The 21029-nt window shown below is 73.6% G+C and carries 19 protein-coding genes; 5 read left to right on the forward strand and 14 right to left on the reverse strand.

Annotated features, from left to right (window positions below; translation table 11 throughout):
• Window positions 1-459: 459 nt before the first annotated feature.
• Both QQS41_RS07970 and QQS41_RS07975 read right to left on the reverse strand, forming a co-directional pair.
• Window positions 460-1233 (reverse strand): alpha/beta fold hydrolase, encoded by a 774-nt coding sequence (locus QQS41_RS07970; protein ID WP_448852176.1) that lies wholly within the window; start codon window positions 1231-1233, stop codon window positions 460-462.
• Between the two features lie 131 nt (window positions 1234-1364).
• Window positions 1365-1751 (reverse strand): DUF5997 family protein, encoded by a 387-nt coding sequence (locus QQS41_RS07975; protein ID WP_448852177.1) that lies wholly within the window; start codon window positions 1749-1751, stop codon window positions 1365-1367.
• A 36-nt stretch (window positions 1752-1787) separates the two neighbouring features.
• Between QQS41_RS07975 and QQS41_RS07980 the strand changes: the two genes are divergently transcribed.
• From QQS41_RS07980 to QQS41_RS07990, 3 genes are all read left to right on the forward strand, one after another.
• Complete coding sequence (locus QQS41_RS07980) at window positions 1788-2570, forward strand: LysR family transcriptional regulator substrate-binding protein (protein WP_448852178.1); 783 nt, start codon at window positions 1788-1790, stop codon at window positions 2568-2570.
• A 185-nt stretch (window positions 2571-2755) separates the two neighbouring features.
• The gene (locus tag QQS41_RS07985; protein ID WP_448852179.1) at window positions 2756-3412 is read left to right on the forward strand and encodes an LGFP repeat-containing protein; all 657 of its coding nucleotides are present in this window, start codon (window positions 2756-2758) and stop codon (window positions 3410-3412) included.
• Between the two features lie 206 nt (window positions 3413-3618).
• A complete protein-coding gene (locus QQS41_RS07990; protein ID WP_448852180.1) occupies window positions 3619-4254 on the forward strand; it encodes an N-acetyltransferase family protein in 636 nt (211 codons plus the stop codon).
• 130 nt (window positions 4255-4384) lie between these two features.
• Here QQS41_RS07990 and QQS41_RS07995 read toward each other — a convergent pair whose 3' ends face one another.
• From QQS41_RS07995 to mgrA, 3 genes are all read right to left on the reverse strand, one after another.
• The gene (locus QQS41_RS07995; protein WP_448852181.1) at window positions 4385-5932 is read right to left on the reverse strand and encodes an MDR family MFS transporter; all 1548 of its coding nucleotides are present in this window, start codon (window positions 5930-5932) and stop codon (window positions 4385-4387) included.
• Window positions 5929-6630, reverse strand: coding sequence for a TetR/AcrR family transcriptional regulator (locus QQS41_RS08000; RefSeq protein ID WP_448852182.1), 702 nt, complete (start codon window positions 6628-6630; stop codon window positions 5929-5931). Before QQS41_RS08000 ends, QQS41_RS07995 begins: the two co-directional genes overlap by 4 nt.
• A gap of 152 nt (window positions 6631-6782) precedes the next feature.
• A complete protein-coding gene (gene mgrA / locus QQS41_RS08005) occupies window positions 6783-7826 on the reverse strand; it encodes an L-glyceraldehyde 3-phosphate reductase (RefSeq protein ID WP_448852183.1) in 1044 nt (347 codons plus the stop codon).
• Between the two features lie 150 nt (window positions 7827-7976).
• Here mgrA and QQS41_RS08010 point away from each other — a divergent pair, with 150 nt between their 5' ends.
• A complete protein-coding gene (locus QQS41_RS08010; protein ID WP_448852184.1) occupies window positions 7977-9347 on the forward strand; it encodes a PhoH family protein in 1371 nt (456 codons plus the stop codon).
• Between the two features lie 247 nt (window positions 9348-9594).
• On the opposite strand, the gene QQS41_RS08015 is transcribed toward QQS41_RS08010, so the two are convergent.
• Window positions 9595-10998, reverse strand: coding sequence for a class II fumarate hydratase (locus QQS41_RS08015; protein WP_448852185.1), 1404 nt, complete (start codon window positions 10996-10998; stop codon window positions 9595-9597).
• 285 nt (window positions 10999-11283) lie between these two features.
• The gene (gene glpX, locus QQS41_RS08020; protein WP_448852186.1) at window positions 11284-12294 is read right to left on the reverse strand and encodes a class II fructose-bisphosphatase; all 1011 of its coding nucleotides are present in this window, start codon (window positions 12292-12294) and stop codon (window positions 11284-11286) included.
• A 334-nt stretch (window positions 12295-12628) separates the two neighbouring features.
• Between glpX and QQS41_RS08025 the strand changes: the two genes are divergently transcribed.
• Entirely contained in the window at window positions 12629-13363 is a 735-nt protein-coding gene (locus tag QQS41_RS08025; RefSeq protein ID WP_448852187.1) for a DUF4245 domain-containing protein, read from the forward strand.
• A gap of 39 nt (window positions 13364-13402) precedes the next feature.
• Here QQS41_RS08025 and QQS41_RS08030 read toward each other — a convergent pair whose 3' ends face one another.
• The 7 genes from QQS41_RS08030 to QQS41_RS08060 all read right to left on the reverse strand — a co-directional run bounded on the left by QQS41_RS08030 (window position 13403) and on the right by QQS41_RS08060 (window position 20633).
• Window positions 13403-13672 carry an exodeoxyribonuclease VII small subunit gene (locus QQS41_RS08030; RefSeq protein WP_448852188.1) on the reverse strand — a complete coding sequence of 90 codons (270 nt, stop codon included), beginning with the start codon at window positions 13670-13672 and terminating at the stop codon, window positions 13403-13405.
• Between the two features lie 44 nt (window positions 13673-13716).
• On the reverse strand, window positions 13717-14949 hold the full coding sequence (xseA, locus tag QQS41_RS08035) for an exodeoxyribonuclease VII large subunit (protein WP_448852189.1): 1233 nt from the start codon (window positions 14947-14949) through the stop codon (window positions 13717-13719).
• Complete coding sequence (locus QQS41_RS08040; RefSeq protein ID WP_448852190.1) at window positions 14949-15437, reverse strand: hypothetical protein; 489 nt, start codon at window positions 15435-15437, stop codon at window positions 14949-14951. The genes xseA and QQS41_RS08040 overlap by 1 nt, the downstream gene beginning before the upstream one ends.
• Before the next feature lie 161 nt (window positions 15438-15598).
• Complete coding sequence (locus tag QQS41_RS08045; RefSeq protein WP_448852191.1) at window positions 15599-16825, reverse strand: DUF6542 domain-containing protein; 1227 nt, start codon at window positions 16823-16825, stop codon at window positions 15599-15601.
• Window positions 16826-16938: 113 nt separating this feature from the next.
• Window positions 16939-18513, reverse strand: coding sequence for an AI-2E family transporter (locus QQS41_RS08050; protein WP_448852192.1), 1575 nt, complete (start codon window positions 18511-18513; stop codon window positions 16939-16941).
• 291 nt (window positions 18514-18804) lie between these two features.
• Entirely contained in the window at window positions 18805-18972 is a 168-nt protein-coding gene (gene metS, locus QQS41_RS08055) for a methionine/alanine import NSS transporter subunit MetS (protein ID WP_448852193.1), read from the reverse strand.
• Window positions 18973-18974: 2 nt separating this feature from the next.
• Window positions 18975-20633 carry a sodium-dependent transporter gene (locus QQS41_RS08060; RefSeq protein WP_448852194.1) on the reverse strand — a complete coding sequence of 553 codons (1659 nt, stop codon included), beginning with the start codon at window positions 20631-20633 and terminating at the stop codon, window positions 18975-18977.
• Window positions 20634-21029 lie beyond the last annotated feature (396 nt).

The following is a 21029-nucleotide window of genomic DNA, read 5'->3' on the forward strand; positions in this document are numbered from 1 at the left end:
GGGTGCCCGGCGTCTCCCCCCGGGGGCGATTCCGGGCCACCCCCGCGCAGGCTCCACCGGCTAAGTGAGGCAACGCTAAGCAAAATGCCCGCGAACCTGCGCTGATGCTGCCGTACGAGGCTGTTTCTGCAGTTCGGGGGCGGGGGTGATTTACGGAATAATGATTGTTTCTAATTGACCGGGGCCCCGGATCGGCGCCTATCATCGGGCTCAGTGGTCAACTGCCACGCAGTCACAAGAGCAACCTCCAATTGCACACGCGGCCCAGGCGGCGTCCCCGGAACCCGGGGACGTCGCCTGAGCTGATCGTGGGGGAGGGGCCGCCGCGCGCGCCCGCCGTCCCCGTTGCCGCCGCCCCCGATCTCCGCCGTGCGCGACGACGCCCTCCGCCCCGGCCCGGTGCCGGATACGGAGGGCGTCGTCGTCCGCGGCGCGCGGCGCGGCGGCCGCGGGGCGCGCCTAGTGCGCGGACCAGTGCGCGGCGAGCACCGCGTTGGCCAGGTCCGCCTGCTCGACGGTGACGAGGTGCTTCGCGGGGGAGATCGTCGTCATGCGGGAGCCGTCCATGCGCTCGTGGATGCCGCGGACGACGTCGACGGCGGTGGAGGTGTCCTGCTCGCCGGCGACGACCAGCGTCGCCAGGCGGATGCGCTCCTCGACGCCCGCCAGCGCCTCCCGCGAGTCGAAGCCCGCGATGGCGCGGCAGCAGCCCGCGTATCCGGCGTCGTCGGTGGCGCGGATGCCGTCGGCGTAGGTCGCCGGCAGCTCCGGGGTGCGGGCGAAGCACGCGTCGGTGAACCAGTTGCCGACGACGGTCTCCGCCAGCGCGCCCGTGCCCTCCTTCGCCACCAGCTCCGCCTTGTCCAGCCACGCCTGCTCCTCCCCGAACTTCGGCGCGGTCGACAGCAGCGTCAGCGACCGGACGCGATCCGGGTGGGTCAGGGCCAGCGTCTGGGCGACGGCGCCGCCGAGCGACAGTCCGGCGACGTGGGCGGCGTCGACGCGCAGGTCGTCGAGCAGCTCGACGACGTCGCCCGCCAGCTCCTCCATCGTGTACGGGCCCTCCGGGGCCGGGGACTCGCCGTGGCCGCGCAGATCGGCGGCGATGATGCGGAAGTGGTCGCCGAGGACCCGGATCTGCGGGGCCCACATGCCGCGGGTGGCGCCGAGCGAACCCAGCAGGACCACCGCCGGGGCGCCCTCGGGGCCGTGGACGTCGTGCGCGAGCTTCATGTCGTGTTCTCCTCGTCCCTCCCCGTCGCGGGGAGCGTCGTCAAGCGTCTTCCGGTGGATATGCGGCGCGGGCCGCGCGCGGGCCGCGGTGCGCGGCGCCGGCGGGGGCCGTCGTCACGCGAGGCGGGGCCTCAGCCGCGGTCGTTGACCGCGCGGGCCTGCTCGGAGGTGGCGCCGGCGCGCTTCTCCTCCGCGCGGGCCGCCTCCTCGCGCTGCTTCGCCATCGACTCGCGGGCGGCGGCGAGCCACTCCGGCTGGTCGGCGAGCAGCTCCTTGATCTGCTCCGTCGTCAGGGGCTCGTCCATGTCCGCCTTCTTCAGGGCGGTGATGGTGATGCCCAGGCGGCGGGCGACCTCCGGCCGCGGATGCGGGCCGGTGCGCCGCAGCTCCGCCAGCCACTCCGGGGGATTGGCCTGCAGATCGACGAACTGCTCGTGGGTCAGGTCGGACTCCCGGAACTCCTCCGGGGCCGCGGGGAGGTAGATGCCCAGCTTCTTGGCCGCTGTCAGGGGTTTCATGGGGGCCACGGTAGCAGCGCCGCCTACGCTGGGGTCATGTCCGACGAGTCCCCCGCCCCGCTGCGCGTCGCCTTCGTCCCCGGCGTCATGCCCGCCAAGTGGTTCCGCCGGTGGCGCGACCGCGTCGACGTGCCGCTGGCCGAGCTGCCCGCCGACGACCCCGTCGCCCTCGTCGCCGCCGGGGAGGCCGACATGGCGCTGGCCCGCGACCCGCGCGACGACGACGCGATGCACGCCATCGAGCTGTACCGCGAGGCCCCCGGCGTCGCCGTCTCCCGCGACCACGTCGCCGCCGTGCTGCCCGACGGCGAGGTCGTCGACCGCGCCGAGCTGGACGACGACCTCGTGCTGCTCGACTCCGCCGACCCCGCCGCCGTCCGCGAGATGCTGCCCGTCGTCGCGTCGAACGCCGGCATCCTCTTCGCCCCGCGGCCGCTGCTGCACGTCCTCGGCGGCCGCGCCATCGTCGACCGCGAGGTCTCCGGGGACCTGGACGTCCGAACCCGCATCGCCCTGACGTGGCCGAAGGAGCATGACGACGAGGTGCGGCAGGAGTTCGCCGGCATCGTCCGCGGCCGCCGCGCCGGCTCCAACCGCGGGGCGCTCGCGGGGGAGGAGGCGCAGGAGAAGCCGAAGCGGACGGCGCGGGAGAAGGCGCTGGCGAAGCAGGAGCGGCGGGCCCGGGCGGCCGGAGGGAAGGGAGGTGCCGGCGGTTCCGGCGGGGGCCGGGGCGGCTCGGGCCGCGGAGGCGCGGGCCGGGGAGCGAAGGGCGGCGGCCGCGGCGGCCGCTCGGGCGGCGGCCGGGGCCGGCGGCGCTGAGCCGGCCGGAACCCCGACGATCCGGCGCCGGACACCCCGAAGGGTTTTCATCGCTCACATCTATGCGAAGTTACGCTATTGATAAATCTTCGTGATTGCATTAATCCTCCGGGAGGTGCATCCTTGGGTAGTTGAATTTTTCGACGAACCGCGTGAACGCACATCGCACATTGGAGGAACACCGAATGCGCACCACCATCGCCCGCTCCGCCACCGCCGTCGTCCTGGGCGCCGGCCTGGCCCTCGGCCTGGCCGCCTGCTCCGACGACGCCAAGAACGCCGCGGAGACCGTCGCCGCCACCGCCACCGAGGGCGCGGCCGAGGCCACCTCGGCCGTCGAGGGCGCCGTCGAGGGCGCGACCGGCGGTGCCGCCGCCGGCGAGACCGTCGACATCGAGGGCAAGCAGGTCCCGAAGAACCTGGCCGACAAGTACAACGCCGCCGGCGGCGCCGCCGCCCTCGGCGCGCTGCAGGAGGTCACCGACGAGGGCGGCTCCAAGGTCGCCATCTTCGAGAACGCCCGCATCTACGACATCGACGGCAACCCCGTCATCGTCAAGGGCGAGATCCTGAACCACTGGCTCGAGCGCGGCGGCGTCGAGTCCGACCTGGGCAAGCCGCTCTACGACGAGACCGAGATCGCCGAGGGCTGGAAGCAGGAGTTCCAGAACGGCTTCATGTCCTGGACCCACAACGGCGACCACCAGTTCTTCGAGACCGTCGAGCTGAACCAGGGCGCCGCCCCGGCCGAGGGCGAGCAGGCCCCGGCTCCGGCCGAGGGCGAGCAGGCCCCGGCTCCGGCCGAGGGCGAGCAGGCCCCGGCCGAGGCCCCGCAGCAGTAGCGGAAGCGCCGCACCCGGGTCCGCGCCGCGGATCCCGGGCCACGGCATCGCCCGGCCCCGCGCCGGGCGCCATGACGGCGGGTCCGCCCCGATTCCCGAGGGGGATCGGGGCGGGCCCGCCGTCGTCATGCCCGCCTCCTCCCGATCCGCTCCCGATTCGCGCAATGCCTTTGTGGGAGCGGGCCCGATGGGGGACACTGGAGCGCATGAGCGACGATTCGAAGCCCGGCGTCATCATCCGCCATCTGGAGGAGGCGGATTACCCCCAGGTCCAGGAGATCTACGAGATCGGCCTGGACACCGGCCACGCCTCGTGGGAGCACTCGGCTCCGGAGTGGGAGGAGTTCCGGCGGCAGAAGCGCCTCGAGCTCTGCTACGTCGCGGTCCCGGAGGACGACCGCGACCGGATCCTCGCGTGGGCGTCGGCGTCGCAGGTGTCGAAGCGCGACATCTTCCGCGGCGTCATCGAGGACTCCATCTACGTCCACCCGGACGGGCAGGGCATGGGCCTGGCGGGCAAGCTGCTGGCGCACCTGATGTCGGAGGCGACGGAGGTCGGCTGCTGGTCGGTGCACTCGTGGGTGTTCCCCGAGAACGTGGGCTCCCGCAAGCTGCACGAGAAGCTCGGCTTCCGCGAGGTCGGCGTCTACCACCACATGGCGAAGATGACCTACGGCCCGATGGCCGGCCAGTGGCGCGACGTCATCATCCTGGAGAAGCTGCTGGAGAAGCCGGAGGAGCGGGCGGAGAAGCGCGCCCTCGACGAGGCGGAGGCCGCCGGCGACCCGGTGCGCCCCGTCCTCGAGCGGCTGGACTCCGCCGAGGGGCAGGTCGGCGCCTGATCGCCGTGTCCGCGTGACGACGGCCCCCGCGCGGCTCCCGTGACGGGAGCCGCGCGGGGGCCGTCGCAACGCGCATGACCCGTGCCCGCACCCGCGTACCGGGCGTGGCGGGCGCCGCGGGCGGCGGGCGCTACTCCACGGTCTCGCTGAGCACGTCCTCGCGGACGAACGAGAGGATGATCGCGGCGACGGCGAACAGCGGGGCCATGAGCAGGAACACCGGCGTGAACGCGTCGTTGTAGCTGATCATCACGATGTCGCGGAGGGCCGGCTCCATCGTCGACAGCATGTCCGGCGTCAGCGAGCGGGCCATCGCCGGGTTGAACGACGGGCCGATCGCCTCCGACAGCCGCGCCATCAGCGCGCCGAGGAACACGGAGCCGACGACCGCGGCGCCCGTCGCCCCGCCGATCTGGCGGAAGAAGTTGTTGCCCGCGGTCGCGGTGCCGACGACGCGCAGCGGGAAGCTGTTCTGGACGATGAGCACCAGCACCTGCATCGCCAGGCCCATGCCGAAGCCCAGGCCGAACAGGCACAGGCCGACCAGCCACAGCGGGTCGTCGTGCGACAGGCGCGACAGCGGCAGCATCATCAGCGCCGCGATCGCCATGCCGGTGACGGGGTACCACTTGTAGTGGCCCGTGCGGGCGATGATCCAGCCGACCGTGATGGACGTCAGCAGCATGCCCGCCATCATCGGCGTCATCATCAGGCCCGCGGACATCGGCGTCATCGCGTGCGACATCTGCAGGTAGGTGGGCACGTACGCCATGAGGCCGAACATGCCGACGCCCAGCAGCAGGCCGCCGCCGGTGGTGCACAGGAAGTTCCGGTTGGCGAACAGCGCCAGCGGCAGGATGGGGTTCGCCGCGCGCTGCTCCAGCAGGATGAACGCGCCGACGGCGATGAACGTGACGCCGAACAGGCCGAGGATCTCCGGCGAGCCCCACGGGTGCATCCGCCCGCCCCACGTCACCGCGAGGATGAGCGAGGACGCGGCGGCCGCCAGGGCGACGGTGCCGAGGTAGTCGAAGTCGTGGACCGTCTCCCGCTTGCGCAGGTGCAGGAATCGCCACGTGCCCAGCAGGACGAGGATGCCCAGCGGGATGTTCATCCACAGCGCCCACCGCCAGCCGGGCCCGGCGGTGAACACGCCGCCGAGCACCGGGCCGGCCACCGAGCAGAAGCCGAAGACGGCGCCGATGTAGCCCATGTACTTGCCGCGGACGCGGGCGGGGATGATCTCCGCCGTGATGGCCTGCGACGTCACCATCAGCGTGCCGGCGGCGATGCCCTGCAGCGTGCGGGCGACGATGAGCATGGTCATGCCCTGCGCCGCGCCGCCGAGCGCGGAGCCGACCGTGAACACGGTGATGCCGACGGTGAACAGGATCTTGCGGCCGACCATGTCGCCCGCCTTGCCGGCGACCGGCATGGCGATGGTCTGCGCCAGCAGGAACGCGGTGATGACCCAGCTCATGTGCTCGACGCCGCCGAGGTCGCCGACGATGGTCGGCAGCGCGGTGGCGAAGATCATCTGGCCCAGCGCCGACATGAGCATGCCGAGCATGAGCACGCCGAAGACGACGTTGACGCGCACGTCGACGTTCTCCCCGGCGGGGACGGCGGCCGAGCCCGGGGTGCGGGTCGCCGCGGAGGTCGTGGTGGGGCGGCTCATCGGTCCTCCTCCTTCCGCCCGCCCTCCGGCGCCGCCGCGAGGAACCGCGTGATGCGGGAGACGGCGTCGTGCAGCGGGGAGCCGTCGACGACGGTGTCGCGGAACATCGCGTCGTTGAGCGCGGCGCGCAGTAGCGACACGACGATGACCGCCTCCTCCGCCGCGGGGATGTCCCGCAGGCGGCGGGCGGCGGGGTCGGCCGCCAGCCGGTCGGCGACGGCGTGGCCGACCGCGGCCACGCCGTCCTCGAACACCGCCAGCCAGGCCTTCGCCAGGCGCGGGTCGGCGGCGACGATGGCGCGGCGGCGCTCCCGCATCCGGCGGTGCCGGGCGCGGGGGTCGTCGAGGTCGCCGTCGCCCTCGGGCGGCTCCAGGAGGTTGTCCTCCAGCATCGACAGCAGGTCCGCCAGGGGGTCGGTGCCGCGGCCGTCGCGGACGCCCGCGATCTGGTCGGCGGACAGCGACGTCCCGCCGCCGCCGAAGATCGCGGCGTCCTTCGACGTGAAGTAGTTGAAGAAGGTGCGGCGGCTGATCTCCGCGGCGGCGCACACGTCCTCGACCGTCACGGAGTCGTAGCCGCGCTCCAGGACCAGCGTCGTCGCCGCGTCCTCCACGAGGCGCCGGGTGACGCGCCTCCTGCGTTCGCGCAGTCCGCAGGACGGGGTCTCCGCCCGCGGATCGGGATCATTGATTGCCATGGGTGCAAGTTTACACCCCGTGCAAAAACGGGGGGGGGATCGGGCACGCGCCGCGGCGCGGGGAGGGGAACCGCGCCGCGGCGGTCGCCGTCGTCACGCACCGCGCGCGCACCGCACGACGCGTGACGACGGCGACCCGCCGGCCCCGCGCCCTACTCCGGCACCGACTCCGTCGCGCCGGCCCACTGGTTGATGCCGCGGTCGACGGCGTGGACGTCGATGGCCGCGAGCTCGTCGTCCGAGAAGGAGAGGTTCTCCAGCGCCCGCGCGTTCTCCTCCAGCTGCGCCACGGAGCTCGCGCCGATGAGCGCCGACGTCACCTCCGGGCGGCGCAGCACCCACGCGATGGCCATCTGCGCCAGCGACTGCCCGCGATCGGCGGCGATGGCCGCCAGCTCCCGCGTCGCCGCCCGCACGTCGTCGTCCAGGAAATCGCGGCTCATCTTGCCCGCGCCCAGCCGCGAATCCGCCGGGACGTCGGTCGCGTACCGGTCCGTCAGCAGGCCCTGCGCCAGCGCGGAGAACGCGATGACGCCCATGCCCTCCTCCCGGCACGCGTCCAGCAGCCCGTCCTCGATCCACCGGTTGTACATGGAGTAGCTCGGCTGGTGGATGACCAGCGGCGTCCCCAGCTCCCGCGCAATCGCCTGCGCGCGCCGCGTCAGGGCGGGGGAGTAGGAGCTCACGCCCGCGTACAAGGCGCGGCCCGAGCGCACGATGTGGTCCAGCGCGCCGATCGTCTCCTCCAGCGGCGTCTCCGGATCCGGGCGGTGGTGGTAGAAGACGTCGACGTAGTCCAGCCCCAGCCGGCGCAGCGACGCGTCGCACGAGCCCACCAGGTACTTCCGCGACCCGCCGAAGCCGTACGGCCCGTCCTGCATCCGCCAGCCCGCCTTCGAGCTGATGACCAGCTCCTCCCGGTGCGCGGCGAAGTCCTCGCGCAGGATGCGGCCGGCGTTCTCCTCCGCCGACCCCGGCGGCGGGCCGTAGTTGTTCGCCAGGTCGAAGTGGGTGACGCCCAGGTCGAACGCTTTGCGCAGGATCGCCCGCTGGTCCTCCAGCGGGCGGTCGCCGCCGAAGTTGTGCCACAGCCCCAGCGTCAGCGCGGGCAGCTTCAGCCCGGAGGCGCCGCAGCGGCGGTAGGTCATCGTGTCGTAGCGGTCGTCGGCGGCCTTGTACGTGTCGGGATGGCTCATGCGCCCATCGTCCTCCCGCGCCGCGGAAACCTCCACCGCGGTTCGCCGCGAATTGCCCCGGGGTTCACCGGGCGGCCATATCACGCTCATGGCATTTGCACGCCCGCCCCCTAGCGTCGGGGTGGACCGGATCGAGGAGGACGAACCACCGTGCACACGCCCACCGCCCACCGAATCTACGTCCTGGACACGTCGGTGCTGCTCGCCGACCCCCGGGCCCTGACCCGCTTCGCGGAGCACGCCGTCGTGCTGCCGCTCACCGTGCTCAACGAGCTGGAGGCCAAGCGCCACCACCCCGAACTCGGCTGGCTGGCCAGGTCGTCGCTGCGCTTCCTCGACGAGCTGCGCGTCGTCCACGGCCGCCTCGACCTGCCCGTGCCCGTCACGGGGGAGGGCGGGACGCTGCGCGTCGAGCTCAACCACGTCGACCCGGCCCGCCTGCCCTCCGGCATGCGGGCCGATTCCAATGATCACCGCATCCTGGCCTGCGCCCTCAACCTCGCCGCGGAGGGCGAGGACGTGGTCCTGGTGACCAAGGACGTGCCGCTGCGGGTCAAGGCCGGCGTCGTCGGCCTGCCGGCCGACGAGTACCAGGCGCAGAACGTGCCCTCCACCGGCTACACCGGCATGGCGCGCGTCGAATGCGACGGCGGGGTCGTCGACTCCCTCTACGCCCGCGGGGAGATCGACGGCGACGGGCTGCACGTCGCCGGCGGCGGCCCCGTCGCGGACCTGCCGGTCAACTGCGGCCTGCGGCTGCAGGCCCCGACCGGCCAGTCGGCGCTGGGCCGGGTGCGCCCGGGCGGCGTCGTCACGCTCGTCGACGGCGACCGGCAGGCCTTCGGCGTCACCGCCCGCTCCGCGGAGCAGCGCGTCGCCCTGGACCTGCTGCTGGACGACGAGGTCGGCATCGTCAGCCTCGGCGGCCGCGCCGGCACCGGCAAGTCCGCCCTCGCCCTGTGCGCGGGCCTGGAGGCCGTGCTGGAGCGCGGCCGCCACCGCCGCATCGTCGTCTTCCGCCCCCTCTACGCCGTCGGCGGCCAGTCGCTGGGCTACCTGCCGGGCGACGAGGACGAGAAGATGAACCCCTGGGCCCAGGCCGTCTACGACACCCTCGACGGGCTGGTCTCCGAGAACGTGATGGAGGAGGTCCGCGCCCGCGGGCTGCTCGAGGTGCTGCCGCTGACCCACATCCGCGGCCGCAGCCTCCACGACGCGTTCGTCATCGTCGACGAGGCGCAGTCGCTGGAGCGCACCGTGCTGCTCACCGTCCTGTCCCGCCTGGGCCGCAACTCCCGCGTCGTCCTCGCCCACGACGTCGCCCAGCGCGACAACCTCCGCGTCGGCCGCCACGACGGCGTCGCCGCCGTCGTCGAGAAGCTCAAGGGCCACGATCTATTCGGCCACGTCACCCTGCAGCGCTCCGAGCGCTCCCGCATCGCGGAGCTGGTCACCGGCCTGCTGAAGGCGGAGGAGCCCGCCGCCCTCGGCCGCTCCGACGTCCCCGCCCGCCACGCCTGACGCCGCGGCCGCGTGACCGCTGTCGCGCGGCCCCGGGCCGCGCCCGCCTCCGCGGGTTTGCGTGACGACGTCCGCCGCCCCGGTCGCGCGCCGGGCGCGCGCACGGCGACGGCCCCCGCGGGTCCGCGCACGGCGACGGCCCCCGCCACCCGGGGGGCACCGGGTGGCGGGGGCCGTCGCCACGCATCGGGGCGGTGGGCCGCCCCGGGCCGGGAACCCGCGCGCGGCGCGGGACCCGGGCGACCGCCTACTTGTCGCGGTCGGTGTTCGCCATGGCGAGGACGTCGAGGCGCTTGTCCAGCTCCTCCTCCGTCAGCTTCTCGCCGTCGACGAAGCCGAGGTCGATGACCGTCTGGCGGATGGTCTTGCCCTCCTTCAGGGCGGTCTTGGCGACCTTCGCGGCGTTCTCGTAGCCGATGGCGGAGTTCAGCGGCGTCACGATGGACGGCGAGGACTCGGCCAGCTCCTTCATGTGGTCCACGTTGGCCTTCAGGCCGTCGACCAGGCGCTCCGCGAACACGACGGAGGTGTTGGCCAGCAGCTTGGAGGACTCCAGGACGTTGCGGGCCATCATCGGGATGTACACGTTCAGCTCGAACGCGCCCTGGGAGCCGCCGAAGGCGACCGCCGCGTCGTTGCCGATGACCTGCGCGGCGACCTGGGTGGCCGTCTCGCACAGCACCGGGTTGACCTTGCCCGGCATGATGGAGGAGCCCGGCTGCAGGTCCGGCAGCTGGATCTCGCCCAGGCCGGTCAGCGGGCCGGAGCCCATCCAGCGGATGTCGTTGGCGATCTTCGTGAAGGACGCGGCGATGGTGCGCAGCGCGCCCGAGAACTCCACCAGGCCGTCGCGGGCGGCCTGCGCCTCGAAGTGGTTGACGCACTCGCGCAGCTCCTCGACGCCCGTGAGCTTCTTCAGCTCCTCGGTCACCAGGGCGCCGAAGTCCGCGTCGGTGTTCAGGCCCGTGCCGACGGCGGTGCCGCCGATGGGCAGCTCGCCCAGGCGCGGCAGGGTCGCCTCGACGCGCTCGATGCCGGCCTCGATCTGGCGGGCGTAGCCGGCGAACTCCTGGCCCAGGGTCACCGGGACGGCGTCCATGAGGTGCGTGCGGCCGGACTTCACGACCTGCTCGAACTCCTTCGCCTTCGCGTCGAGGGAGGCGTGGAGCTTCTTCAGCGCCGGGACGAGCACCTTCACGGCGGACTCGGTCGCGGCGACGTGGGTGGCCGTCGGGAACGTGTCGTTGGAGGACTGGCCCATGTTGGAGTCGTCGTTCGGGTGGACGTCGACGCCGTTGGCCTTCGCGATGGACGCGATGACCTCGTTGGTGTTCATGTTCGACGAGGTGCCGGAGCCGGTCTGGAACACGTCGATCGGGAACTGGTCGTCGTGCTTGCCCTCCGCGATCTCCTTCGCGGCGGCGATGATGGCGTCGGCCTTCTCCGCCGGCAGCAGGCCCTTGTCCTTGTTGACCTGCGCGCAGGCGGCCTTCAGCAGGCCCATCGCGCGGATCTGCGCGGACTCGAGCGGACGGCCGGAGATCGGGAAGTTCTCCACGGCGCGCTGGGTCTGGGCACGCCACAGGGCGTCGACGGGGACCTTGACCTCGCCCATCGTGTCGTGCTCGATGCGGTACTGCTGTTCGGTCATGCTCGACCTCTTTCGTCTGATCTGCTTTTCGCGGACGTGTCGGGTGGCCGGGGCACGCGGGGGTGCGCCGCCGGGCCCCGGGGCACGCCCCAAGTATGCCCGTGATCCGGGGAACGCGGGGGTGCCGGGGGATGCAACGGAGGGTGCCCCGCGCCGGGCCCCGGGATGCGGGGCCGGTGCGGGGCACCGGAAGGGGAGGGGCCGCGGGCGGCCGCCCGGGCGCGCCTGCGCACGCGGGCGCGCGCCCGTGTTCGGACGCGCGGCCGGATGCGCGTGCGGCGCGGTCTAGTTCTCGCCGCGGCCGTAGTCGACGGCGGAGAACTCGCGCAGCTTCGTCAACTTGTGGAACGCCTCGATGTTGCGGATGGTGCCGGACTTCGAGCGCATGACCAGGGAACGGGTCCAGGCGCCGTCGCCGCGGTAGGCGACGCCGCGCAGCATGTCGCCGTTGGTGACGCCGGTGGCGACGAAGTAGCAGTTGTCGGAGCCCACCAGGTCGTTGGTGGTCAGCACCTGGTCGAGGTCCAGGCCGGCCTCGCGGGCCTTCGCGATCTCCTCCTCGTCGCGCGGGTGGAGCTTGCCCTGCAGCTCGCCGCCCATGCACTTCATGGCGCAGGCGGTGATGACGCCCTCCGGGGTGCCGCCGATGCCCATGGCGATGTCGATGGAGTTGGTGTTCTTCGCCGCGGCGACCGCGCCGGCGACGTCGCCGTCGCCGATGAGGCGGACCTTGGCGCCGACCTCGCGGATCTCCGCGATCATCTGGGCGTGGCGGGGGCGGTCCAGGACGACGACGGTGACGTCCTCCTTCGCGATGCCCTTCGCCTTCGCGACGGCCTTGATGTTGTGCTCCACCGGGGCCTCGATGTCGATCGAGCCCGCGGCCTCCGGGCCGACGGCGAGCTTGTCCATGTAGAACACGGCCGACGGGTCGTACATGGTGCCGCGCTCGGCGGCGGCCAGCACGGAGATGGCGTTCGGGCGGCCCTCGGCCATCAGGGTGGTGCCGTCGATCGGGTCGACCGCGATGTCGATGGCCGGGCCGGTGCCGGTGCCGACCTCCTCGCCGTTGTAGAGCATCGGCGCCTCGTCCTTCTCGCCCTCGCCGATGATGACGACGCCCTGCATCTGCACGGTGTTGATCAGCTTGCGCATGGCGTCGACGGCCGCGCCGTCTCCTTCGTTCTTCTGGCCGCGGCCGACCCAGCGGCCGGCGGCCAGCGCCGCCGACTCGGTGACGCGGACCAGCTCCATGGCCAGGTTGCGATCGGGGCTCTCGGGGTGCGGTGCGTTCATGTGTACGGCCTCCATGCGAAGTTCGTGGGCTGTGTGATCTTCCGTCATGCGCGGGGGTGTCCGGGGCATGCCGGAACCACGCGGGCATGCCCCCAGTTTTCCACTTTTCTCGGCCCGGGGGTGGGCAATCGCCTGACCGGGGGTGTCATCCCGCGGAACCGGGAGGACGGGGCGGGGAGCGGTCGGCAGACGGCCGCAGCGGGCCGCGCCCGGACGGCGGCGCGGCGGCGGCGTGGCGGCGGTGCGGGCCGGTCGGGCGAGGGCCGGCCCGGGGCGCGGGCGGGCGCGCGGCCTCGGTTCGGGAGGCCGGGGGAGCGGCTGGCATACTGGCGACGTGAGTTCGGAAAAGCCGCGGATCCTGCAGGGCGGCCGCGACATGGTGCTGAGCCTGGCGGCCATGGCCGTCATCATGTTCATCGCCGTCGGCACGACCGGCCTGTGCAGCTTCAACCCGGGACGCCCCGAGATGGGCCCCATCCCGGACGTCGACGTCGAGGCGTTCCTCGCCCAGGAGAACCAGCGCACGCCGTACACCGTCGTCGCGCCGGAGGTCCCGGAGGGCTGGACGCCGAATTCGGTGCGCGCCGGCATGGTCGGCCCCCACCAGACGTCGACCATCGGCTACGTCACCGGCGAGGAGTCCTACATCCAGCTCCTGCAGACCGACGCGCCCGCCGACATGCTCCCCGACGAGGACCAAGCGCCCCGCATCTCCGCGGGCACCGTCGAAGCCGGCGGCGTGACCTGGGAGGTCGCGGAGGGCACCGAGCCGAACATCCGCCGCACGTGGGTCGCCGACCTCGGCGACGTGCGCGTGGAGATCCAGGGTTCCGCGTCCGACGAGATGTACCGGACGCTGGCGGAGGCGGTCGTCGCCGCCCACGCGAACGCCCCGGAGAAGACGCCGGCCCAGCAGGCCCCGGCGGATCCGGCGCAGCCGGCCGCCCCCGCGGATCCGGCGCAGCAGGCGCCCGCCCCCGCGGATCCGGCCAATCCGGCGCAGCAGGCGCCCGCCCCGGCGCAGCCTGCGGACCCCGCTCAGCAGGCCCCCGCCCCGGCAGCCGGATAACCCCCGGCGCGGTCCCCGGCCGGGACCGGCCGACGAGCGTCAGCCCTCGGCGGCGCCGCCCTCCGCGGCGGCCTCGCCGAGGGCCTTTTCGACGCGCTCGCGCGCCCCCGCGAGGTGCTCCTCGCACCGGCGGGCCAGCGCCTCGCCGCGCTCCCACAGCGCCAGCGAATCATCGAGGCCCATCTGGCCGAGCTCCAGGAGCTTCACCGTCTCCACCAGCTCGTCGCGGGCCTGCTCGTAGCCCAGCTGCTCCGCCGGCACCTGCTCCCGGTCCGAGCCGTCGCCGGAGCCGTACACGTTCACCGTCATCCCGTCGTTTCCCTTCGTCTGTCGTCCGTCGTCGTTCCCGCGCGTCAGTCCGCGCGGCGCACGCCCATGGTCGCCGCCGTGATGGCGCCGTCGGCCACGCGGATGCGCAGCTGCGAGCCCGGCGGGGTCTGGTCGATGGTGGTGACCACCTGGTCGCCCGAGCCGTCGCGGGGCTGGACCTGCACCACCGCGTAGCCGCGGGCTAGCGTCGCCGCCGGGCCCAGCGCCGACACCTTGCCGCGCAGCGCGCCGACCGCGGCGTCCTCCGCGTCCAGCCGGCGGTGCACCGCCTGGCGGAGCCGCAGCACGCCCCGCTCGATGTCCTCCGCCCGCGCCCGCACCGGGCCCATCGGGTCGGCGAGCGCCGGCCGGGTGCGCAGCGCGGCCACCGTCGACGCCTCCCGGTCGACCCACCGGCGCAGAGCGGCCGCGGCGCGGGCGCGCATCTCCGCGACCCGCCGCAGCTCCTCCTCCGCGTCCGGCACGATGCGCTTCGCCGCGTCCGTCGGCGTCGCCGCCCGCACGTCGGCGACCAGATCCAGCAGCGGCTGGTCCGGTTCGTGCCCGATGGCGGAGACGACCGGGGTCTCCGCCCGCGACACGGCGCGGATGAGGGCCTCCTCCGAGAACGGCAGCAGGTCCTCCACGGAGCCGCCGCCGCGGGCGATGATGATGACGTCGACCTCCGGGTCCGCGTCGAGCTCCCGCAGCGCCTCCACGACCTCCGGCACGGCCTTCGGGCCCTGCACGATGGTGTTGCGCACGGCGAAGTCGACGCCGGGCCACCGGTGGCGGGCCACCGACAGCACGTCGCGCTCCGCCGCCGAGCCGCGGCCCGTGATGAGGCCGATGCGGCGCGGCAGGAACGGCGGCGTGCGCTTCAGCCGCGGGTCGAACAGCCCCTCCGCCGCCAGCGCCTGGCGCAGCCGCTCGATGCGCGCCAGCAGCTCGCCGACGCCCACCGGGCGCCACTCCGTCGCCCACAGGGAGAAGCTGCCGCGGCCCTCGTAGTAGGCGGGCTTGCCGTGGATGACGACCCGGTCGCCCTCCTGGAGCGGGTTCTGCCGCAGCTGCGAGGTCATGCAGGTCACCTGCACCGACGACTCCACCTCGGTGTCGCGGAAGGTGATGTAGGATAGCTTCCAGTTCGGTTTGGTGCTGACCTGCGTGATCTGGCCCTCGACCCAGATGCGCCCCAGCCGCTCGATCCACCCCTTCACCAGGTGGTTGAGCTCCCGGACGGGGACCGGGGCCTCCGCCGACGTCTGCTTCGCCATCAGGCGCGGCCGTCGGCGGCGTTGGCCAGCAGCGTCAGGAACGCCGGGCGGGCCTCGCCCGCCGCCTCGTGCTCCGCCAGCGCCGCGGCGTCGGCGGCCGGCAGCTCGTCCAGCAGGTCCTCCAGATCATCGGCGTCCAGGCCGTCGTAGCCCACGCGGGCCGCGACGTCGGCGGGGGACTCCGCCGCGACGTCGTCGTCGAACGTCGCCCACTCCGCGGTCTCCGGGGCCGGCGGCGCCGCGAACTCCTCGAGCGCCACCTCGCCCTTCGCCATCACCCCGTTGAGGGACTGCTGCAGGCGCACCGCGCCGGTCAGCGCGCGGCCCGCCGCCCGCTCCGCGGCGCGCTCGCCGCCGCGGCGGATGTCGCCCGGCACGGCGAGCAGGCGGGACGGGATGCGGCCGACGCGGTATGGCAGCCGGAACGCCTCCTCCGCCGCCGTGACGGCGAGTCCGGCGGCCAGGCGCAGGGGAGCGGGGGCGGACATGGAGGACCTCCTGAATGCGGGATCGGTTCGTGCTACCGGCCGATTGTAGGGCCCCGCCCGGCACCCGGTCCCGGACGCGCCGCGGCCGTCCACCGATCCCCTGAGGGACGGAAGACGGCCGGGTGCGGTTCGTGGACGGACCGGGTGTGGTCCGGGCGGGGTCAGCGGCGGCGCCGGCCCCCGCGGGCGTCGCCGTCGGGGCGGCGGCGCGGGGGATTCGGGCGGCGGCCGCCGCCCGGGGCGCCCCGGCGCGGGTCGGCGCCGGCGCGCGGATCGCGGCCGCGGGGATCGCGCGGATCCCGGGCGCGCGGATCCTCCGCCGGACGACCGGCCCGCGGATCGCGCTGCGGCGGGGCGCCGCGGCGGGCCCGGGGATCGCGGCCGCGCGGGTCGCGGGGATCTCGGCCGTCGCGCGGGGCGCCCTGCGGGGGAGCGGGGCGGCGCGGCCGCTGCGCCCGCGGGTCGCGGGGATCGGCGGCGCGGCCGTCGCGCGGGGCGGGACGACGGCCCTCCGGCGCGGGGCGGCGCGGATCGGGGCGGCCCGCCTCCCGCGGTTCCGGCCGGCGGCCGGGCTCGGGACGGCGGCCCTGCGCCGGGCGACCCTGCTGCGGACGACCCTGCGCGGGACGGCCCTGCTGCGGGCGGCCCTGGGCGGGACGGCCCTGCTGCGGGCGGCCGCCCTTGCCCGGGGCGGCGTGCCGCGGACGCTCCGCGCGGGGGCGCTCCGCACGCGGGCGCCCGGCACGCGGATCGGCGCCCCGCGGGCGGGCCGGGGCGGCGTCGCCGCGGGCGTCGGGCGCGGGGGAGGGGGCGTCGTCACGCGCGTCGGCGGCACCCTCCGGGCCGGTGCCCGCGAGGCGGCGCCGGGCCCGCGCATCCTGTCGCTGCGTCATCTCCGCGCGGCGCTCGTCGCGCAGGCGGCGGCGCTCCTCGCGCGACACCGCGACGTTCGCGCCGCGGATGCGCAGGTAGCGCCACAACCCGACGGCGATGCAGATCACCAGGATGAGGACCATCCACGGGAACAGATCGACGATGGGGTAGGCCGCCGTGATGAGGCGCGTGCGCCGGCCCATGCCGCCACCCGCGGCCCCGTCGGACATGGCCTGCGACCCCCAGCCGACCAGGAACGTCAGCACCGAGAACAGCAGCGGCTGCGACGACACCGTCAGCGTCAGCCCGCGGGGATCGACGAGGGCGGCGCCCGCGATCGCGGACGCCGCCATCAGCAGCACGTGCGGCAGCCCGACGCCCCCGGTCGCCGAGGCGACCAGGACGCTGACGACCGCGGCGAACGCCTGGAGCGCGAAGGGACCCCACAGCGGCAGCCGCCGGGGGCCGTGCTGGGCGTCGGCGGTCGGGCGTGGGGTCCTCGTGGTCGCTGTCACGCGTCGCATGGTACCGGCGCGGGCCCCCGCGACCGGGGAGGTTGCGCCGGGCGGCGGGTCAGCCCCGCCGCGGGCCCGGGTCCCGGGGGACCCGGACGGCGGACCGGGAGGCGCTAGTCGCGGCCCTCGCGGTCGCCGCGGCCGGTCACCATGCCGGTGACGCGGCCCAGGAAGCCGCGGCCGCCGGACTCGCCGCGCGCCGGGTCGGCCGGGGTGGCGTCGCCGGAGGAGGTGCGCCCGTCGGAGGCCTCGACCGGGTGGGCGGACGGGGCGGCGGCGGAGGCGCCGGCGCCGCGGCGCAGGGAGACGAGGCGCTCGCGCATCGCCTTGGCGACGGCCTCCATCTGCATGCCCGACATCGACCCGGCTTCCGTCGCGAAGCCGATGTCGCTGGCGGTCTTGTCGCCGGTGCGCAGGTCGGTGAGGTCGCCGAGGTAGCGCAGCCACACGGCGATGACGGCGGCGACCGGGACGGCCAGGAACGCGCCGATGATGCCGAACAGCGTGGAGCCGACGGTGACCGCCAGCAGGACGATGGCGGCGTGCAGCTCCATCGCCTTGGACTGCAGGAACGGCTGCAGGACGTTGCCCTCGACCTGCTGGACCACGACGATGAGGACGAGCACCGCGATGCCGTTGCCCAGGCCGTTGGCGACCAGGGCGATGACGACGGCGATGAAACCGGCGGTGAACGCGCCGATCATCGGGATGAAGCCGGCGAAGAAGGTGATGACGGCCAGGACGAACGCCAGCGGCACGTCCAGGAAGTACAGGCCGATGCCGATGAGCAGCGCGTCGATGAACGACACGATGGCCTGCGTGCGGATGAAGCCGGACAGGGTGTTCCAGGAGCGGGTCAGGACCTCGGTGAGGTGCCAGCCCAGGCGGCGGCCGGTGATGCCGCGCAGCCACGGCAGGAAGCTGTCGCCGTCCTTCAGGAAGAAGAACGTCAGGACCAGCGTGACGACGAGGGTGACGCCGACGGAGGTCACCGCGGACACGCCGGTGAAGACGCTGGAGGCGATCTCGCTGGACCGCTGCTGCAGCCAGTCGGTGATCTTCGACAGGTCGATGGACACGTCCTGCGAGAAGTTCATGCGCTCCTGCAGGAACGTCTGCAGGTGGGAGATGCCGGCGCTGAACTGGTCGGCCAGCGTCGGGATCTGGTCGCGGACGACCGGCCACATCAGGTAGAAGATGCCGCCGACGATGCCGAAGGCGAGGATCATCGCCGTCGCCGAGGCCAGCGCGTTCGGGAACTTCAGCTTCCGCAGCCAGCGCGTCGGCACCCACAGGACGGTGCAGACGATGAGCGCCAGCAGGACGGGCAGCAGGCCGGCCCAGATCTTCGACAGGACCCACCAGCCGACGTACAGGGCCGCGGCGGCGATGAGGAACCGCAGGCACCAGCCGGCGAACCAGCGGGCGCCCTCGCCGATGACGTCGGCGCGGTCGATCGTCTCGGAGTCCGTCTCCTTCATCAGCTCGTGGAGCTCGTCGCCGTCCTTCGGCAGGTCCGCCCGGCTGGTGTCCTGCGCGTGGTCGTCGGCGGGCACCGAGAGCGACTGCTCGATGCGGATGGGCTCGGAGCCCACGACCCGGTCGATCAGGTCGCGCTGCTCCTCTGGGCTGCGGCGCGCGTCGTCGTCGCGCTTGTCGTTGTCTGTCACACGCCGATTATGTCCCATCGGGACCCGCACGGGAACCCCGGGGGCCGCGATGGTGCGCGCCGTTCACCCGGGTTTCGCGTGACGACGGCCGCCGCGCCGCCCGGATCCGCCGGCGCACGACCGCGCGTCCGGGGCATGCGCGTGACGACGGCCGCCTCCCCGGCGCGGACGGCTCCGCCGCGCGGCCGGGCCGCACGGAATGACGGCGGCGACCCCGCCCCGGCGGGGATGCCGGGGCGGGGTCGCCGTGGGGTGCGGGGGAGGGGCGGGGCGGGTGCCGTCGTCACGCGACGGCGGACGCCGCCCGGGCTACTCCCGCTCGAGGTCCGCGAGCACCTCGTCGGTGAGCTCCGGGTCCAAGCCCATGCGGCCCGACGACTCGTCGGGGTGCCGGAACAGGTGGATGACGGACAGGACGAGACCGCCCCAGATGACGACGATGAACAGCGCCATCATCACGATTGCGATGCCGGACATGCTCAGTCCTCCTTCACGGTGGTCGGGGCGGCGTCATCGGCCTGCGCGCCGTTCGGCGCGGCGGGCTCGGCGACGTGCGGGCGGCGGTAGCGGGTCCGCAGATCCGGCTGCACGCCGAAGTCGGAGCCGGGCGGGCCGTCCAGGTACTGGTTCGACGGCCACGGCACCAGCGACAGCGACAGCGCGCCGAGCACGATGACCGCGATGACGCCCCAGCCGTACACGTTGAGCTGCAGGTCGCTGTAGCCCTCGTAGTTCTCCTGGAAGTGGCCGATGATCTCCTGCAGCAGCGTGAAGCCCAGGATGACCGGGGTGATGTTCGCGACGCAGATGCGCCACCACGTGCCCACGTGGAACGAGGACACCGAGTTGAGGTGCATGCCGAACTCGTCCGTGCGGCGGAGGATCCAGTCCAGCACCACGATGGAGATGAGCGCCACGCCGACGATGCCGACGTTGTTCGCCCACCGGTCGACGATGTCCAGCGTCGCCACGCCCGTGGTGGTGGGGAAGAAGATCATCGCCAGGACGGCCATGAGGCCGCCGACGCCGAGGACCGCCTGCGTGCGGCCGATGCCCAGCTTGTCCTGCGCCGCCGAGACGACGACCTCCAGCAGCGACATCAGCGACGTGAAGCCGGCGATGGTCAGCGACAGGAAGAACAGGACGCCGAACAGCGGGCCGATGAAGCCCGGCATCTCCGAGATGACGGCCGGGAAGGCGACGAACGCCAGGCCGATGCCGGAGCTGACGACTTCGTCGACGCCGGAGCCGGCCTGCATGGCCATGAAGCCCAGGGTGGCGAAGACGCCGATGCCGGCGAGGACCTCGAAGGAGGAGTTCGCGAACGCGGTGACCAGGCCCGTGCCCGTCAGGTTCGAGCGCGGCTTCAGGTAGGAGGAGTAGGTCAGCATGATGCCGAAGCCGACGGACAGGGAGAAGAAGATCTGGCCGTAGGCCGCGATCCACACGCCCGAGTCCTGCAGCGCCGCCCAGTTCGGGGTGAACAGGGCGTCGAGGCCGGTGGCGGCGCCCGGCAGCGTCAGCGCGAAGACGACGACGGCGATGAACAGCACCAGCAGCAGCGGGATGAAGATCTTCGACACCTTGCCGATGCCCTTGTCGACGCCCAGCGCCAGCACCGCGATGACCGCGACCCAGACGACCAGCAGGACGATGGCGATCGGCCAGATGAAGTCGAGCGACGTCATCGTCTCCGTGTCGGCGCGCAGGAAGTCCTCGAAGAAGTGCGCGTTGGGGTCGTCGCCCCAGCTCTTGCCGATGGACTTCCACGCGTAGATGGCGGCCCACGCGATGATCACCGAGTAGTAGACGGTGATGAAGAACGCGACGCCCACCTGGATCCAGCCGACCGGCTCGGCCCACGACTTGATGCGGCGGAACGTCTTCGGCGCGGAGCCGCGGAAGCGGTGGCCCAGCGCGTAGTCCAGGAACAGCAGCGGGATGCCCGCGGTCAGCAGCGCGACCAGGTACGGGATGAGGAAGGCGCCGCCGCCCGACTCGTAGGCGACGTACGGGAAGCGCCAGATGTTGCCCAGGCCCACGGCGGAGCCGATGGCCGCGAAGAGGAAGGCCGTCCGGGACGAGAACACCTCTCTTCCCTTGGAGGTGCCGGCGGTGCCGGCGTTCGATGCGGTCATGTCAATCCGATCGACGTAGGAGCGGGGGACGGTCCCCGTCCGCCCCGGCGGTCCGCGGGTGCCGGGCGCGCGCCGCGTGCGGTTCGTCGCCGGTCCATGTGACCTGGGCCGGAGGTGGCCGGGGTGGAGCCGCCGCGGCCGGCGACGACGTCTCCCGCCCGGCAAATCCGGGGGGAGATTATCAGCGTTCGTTAACCTTCGGAAGAGGTTTCTCGGTTAAGCGGCACCCCCGGTCGGGGTGGCGGGGGTGCGGGGGCGGGTACCGTCGTCACGCGCTGCGGTGCGCTGCGGTGCGCTGCGGTGCGCTGCGGTGCGCTGCGCGGTCGCGTGCGCGGGGCCGCGCGCGCTGCGGTGCGCGGTGCGTGCGGTGCGCGCGGTGCGTGACGACGGCCGCCG

Source organism: Corynebacterium sp. 335C, from assembly GCF_053525695.1.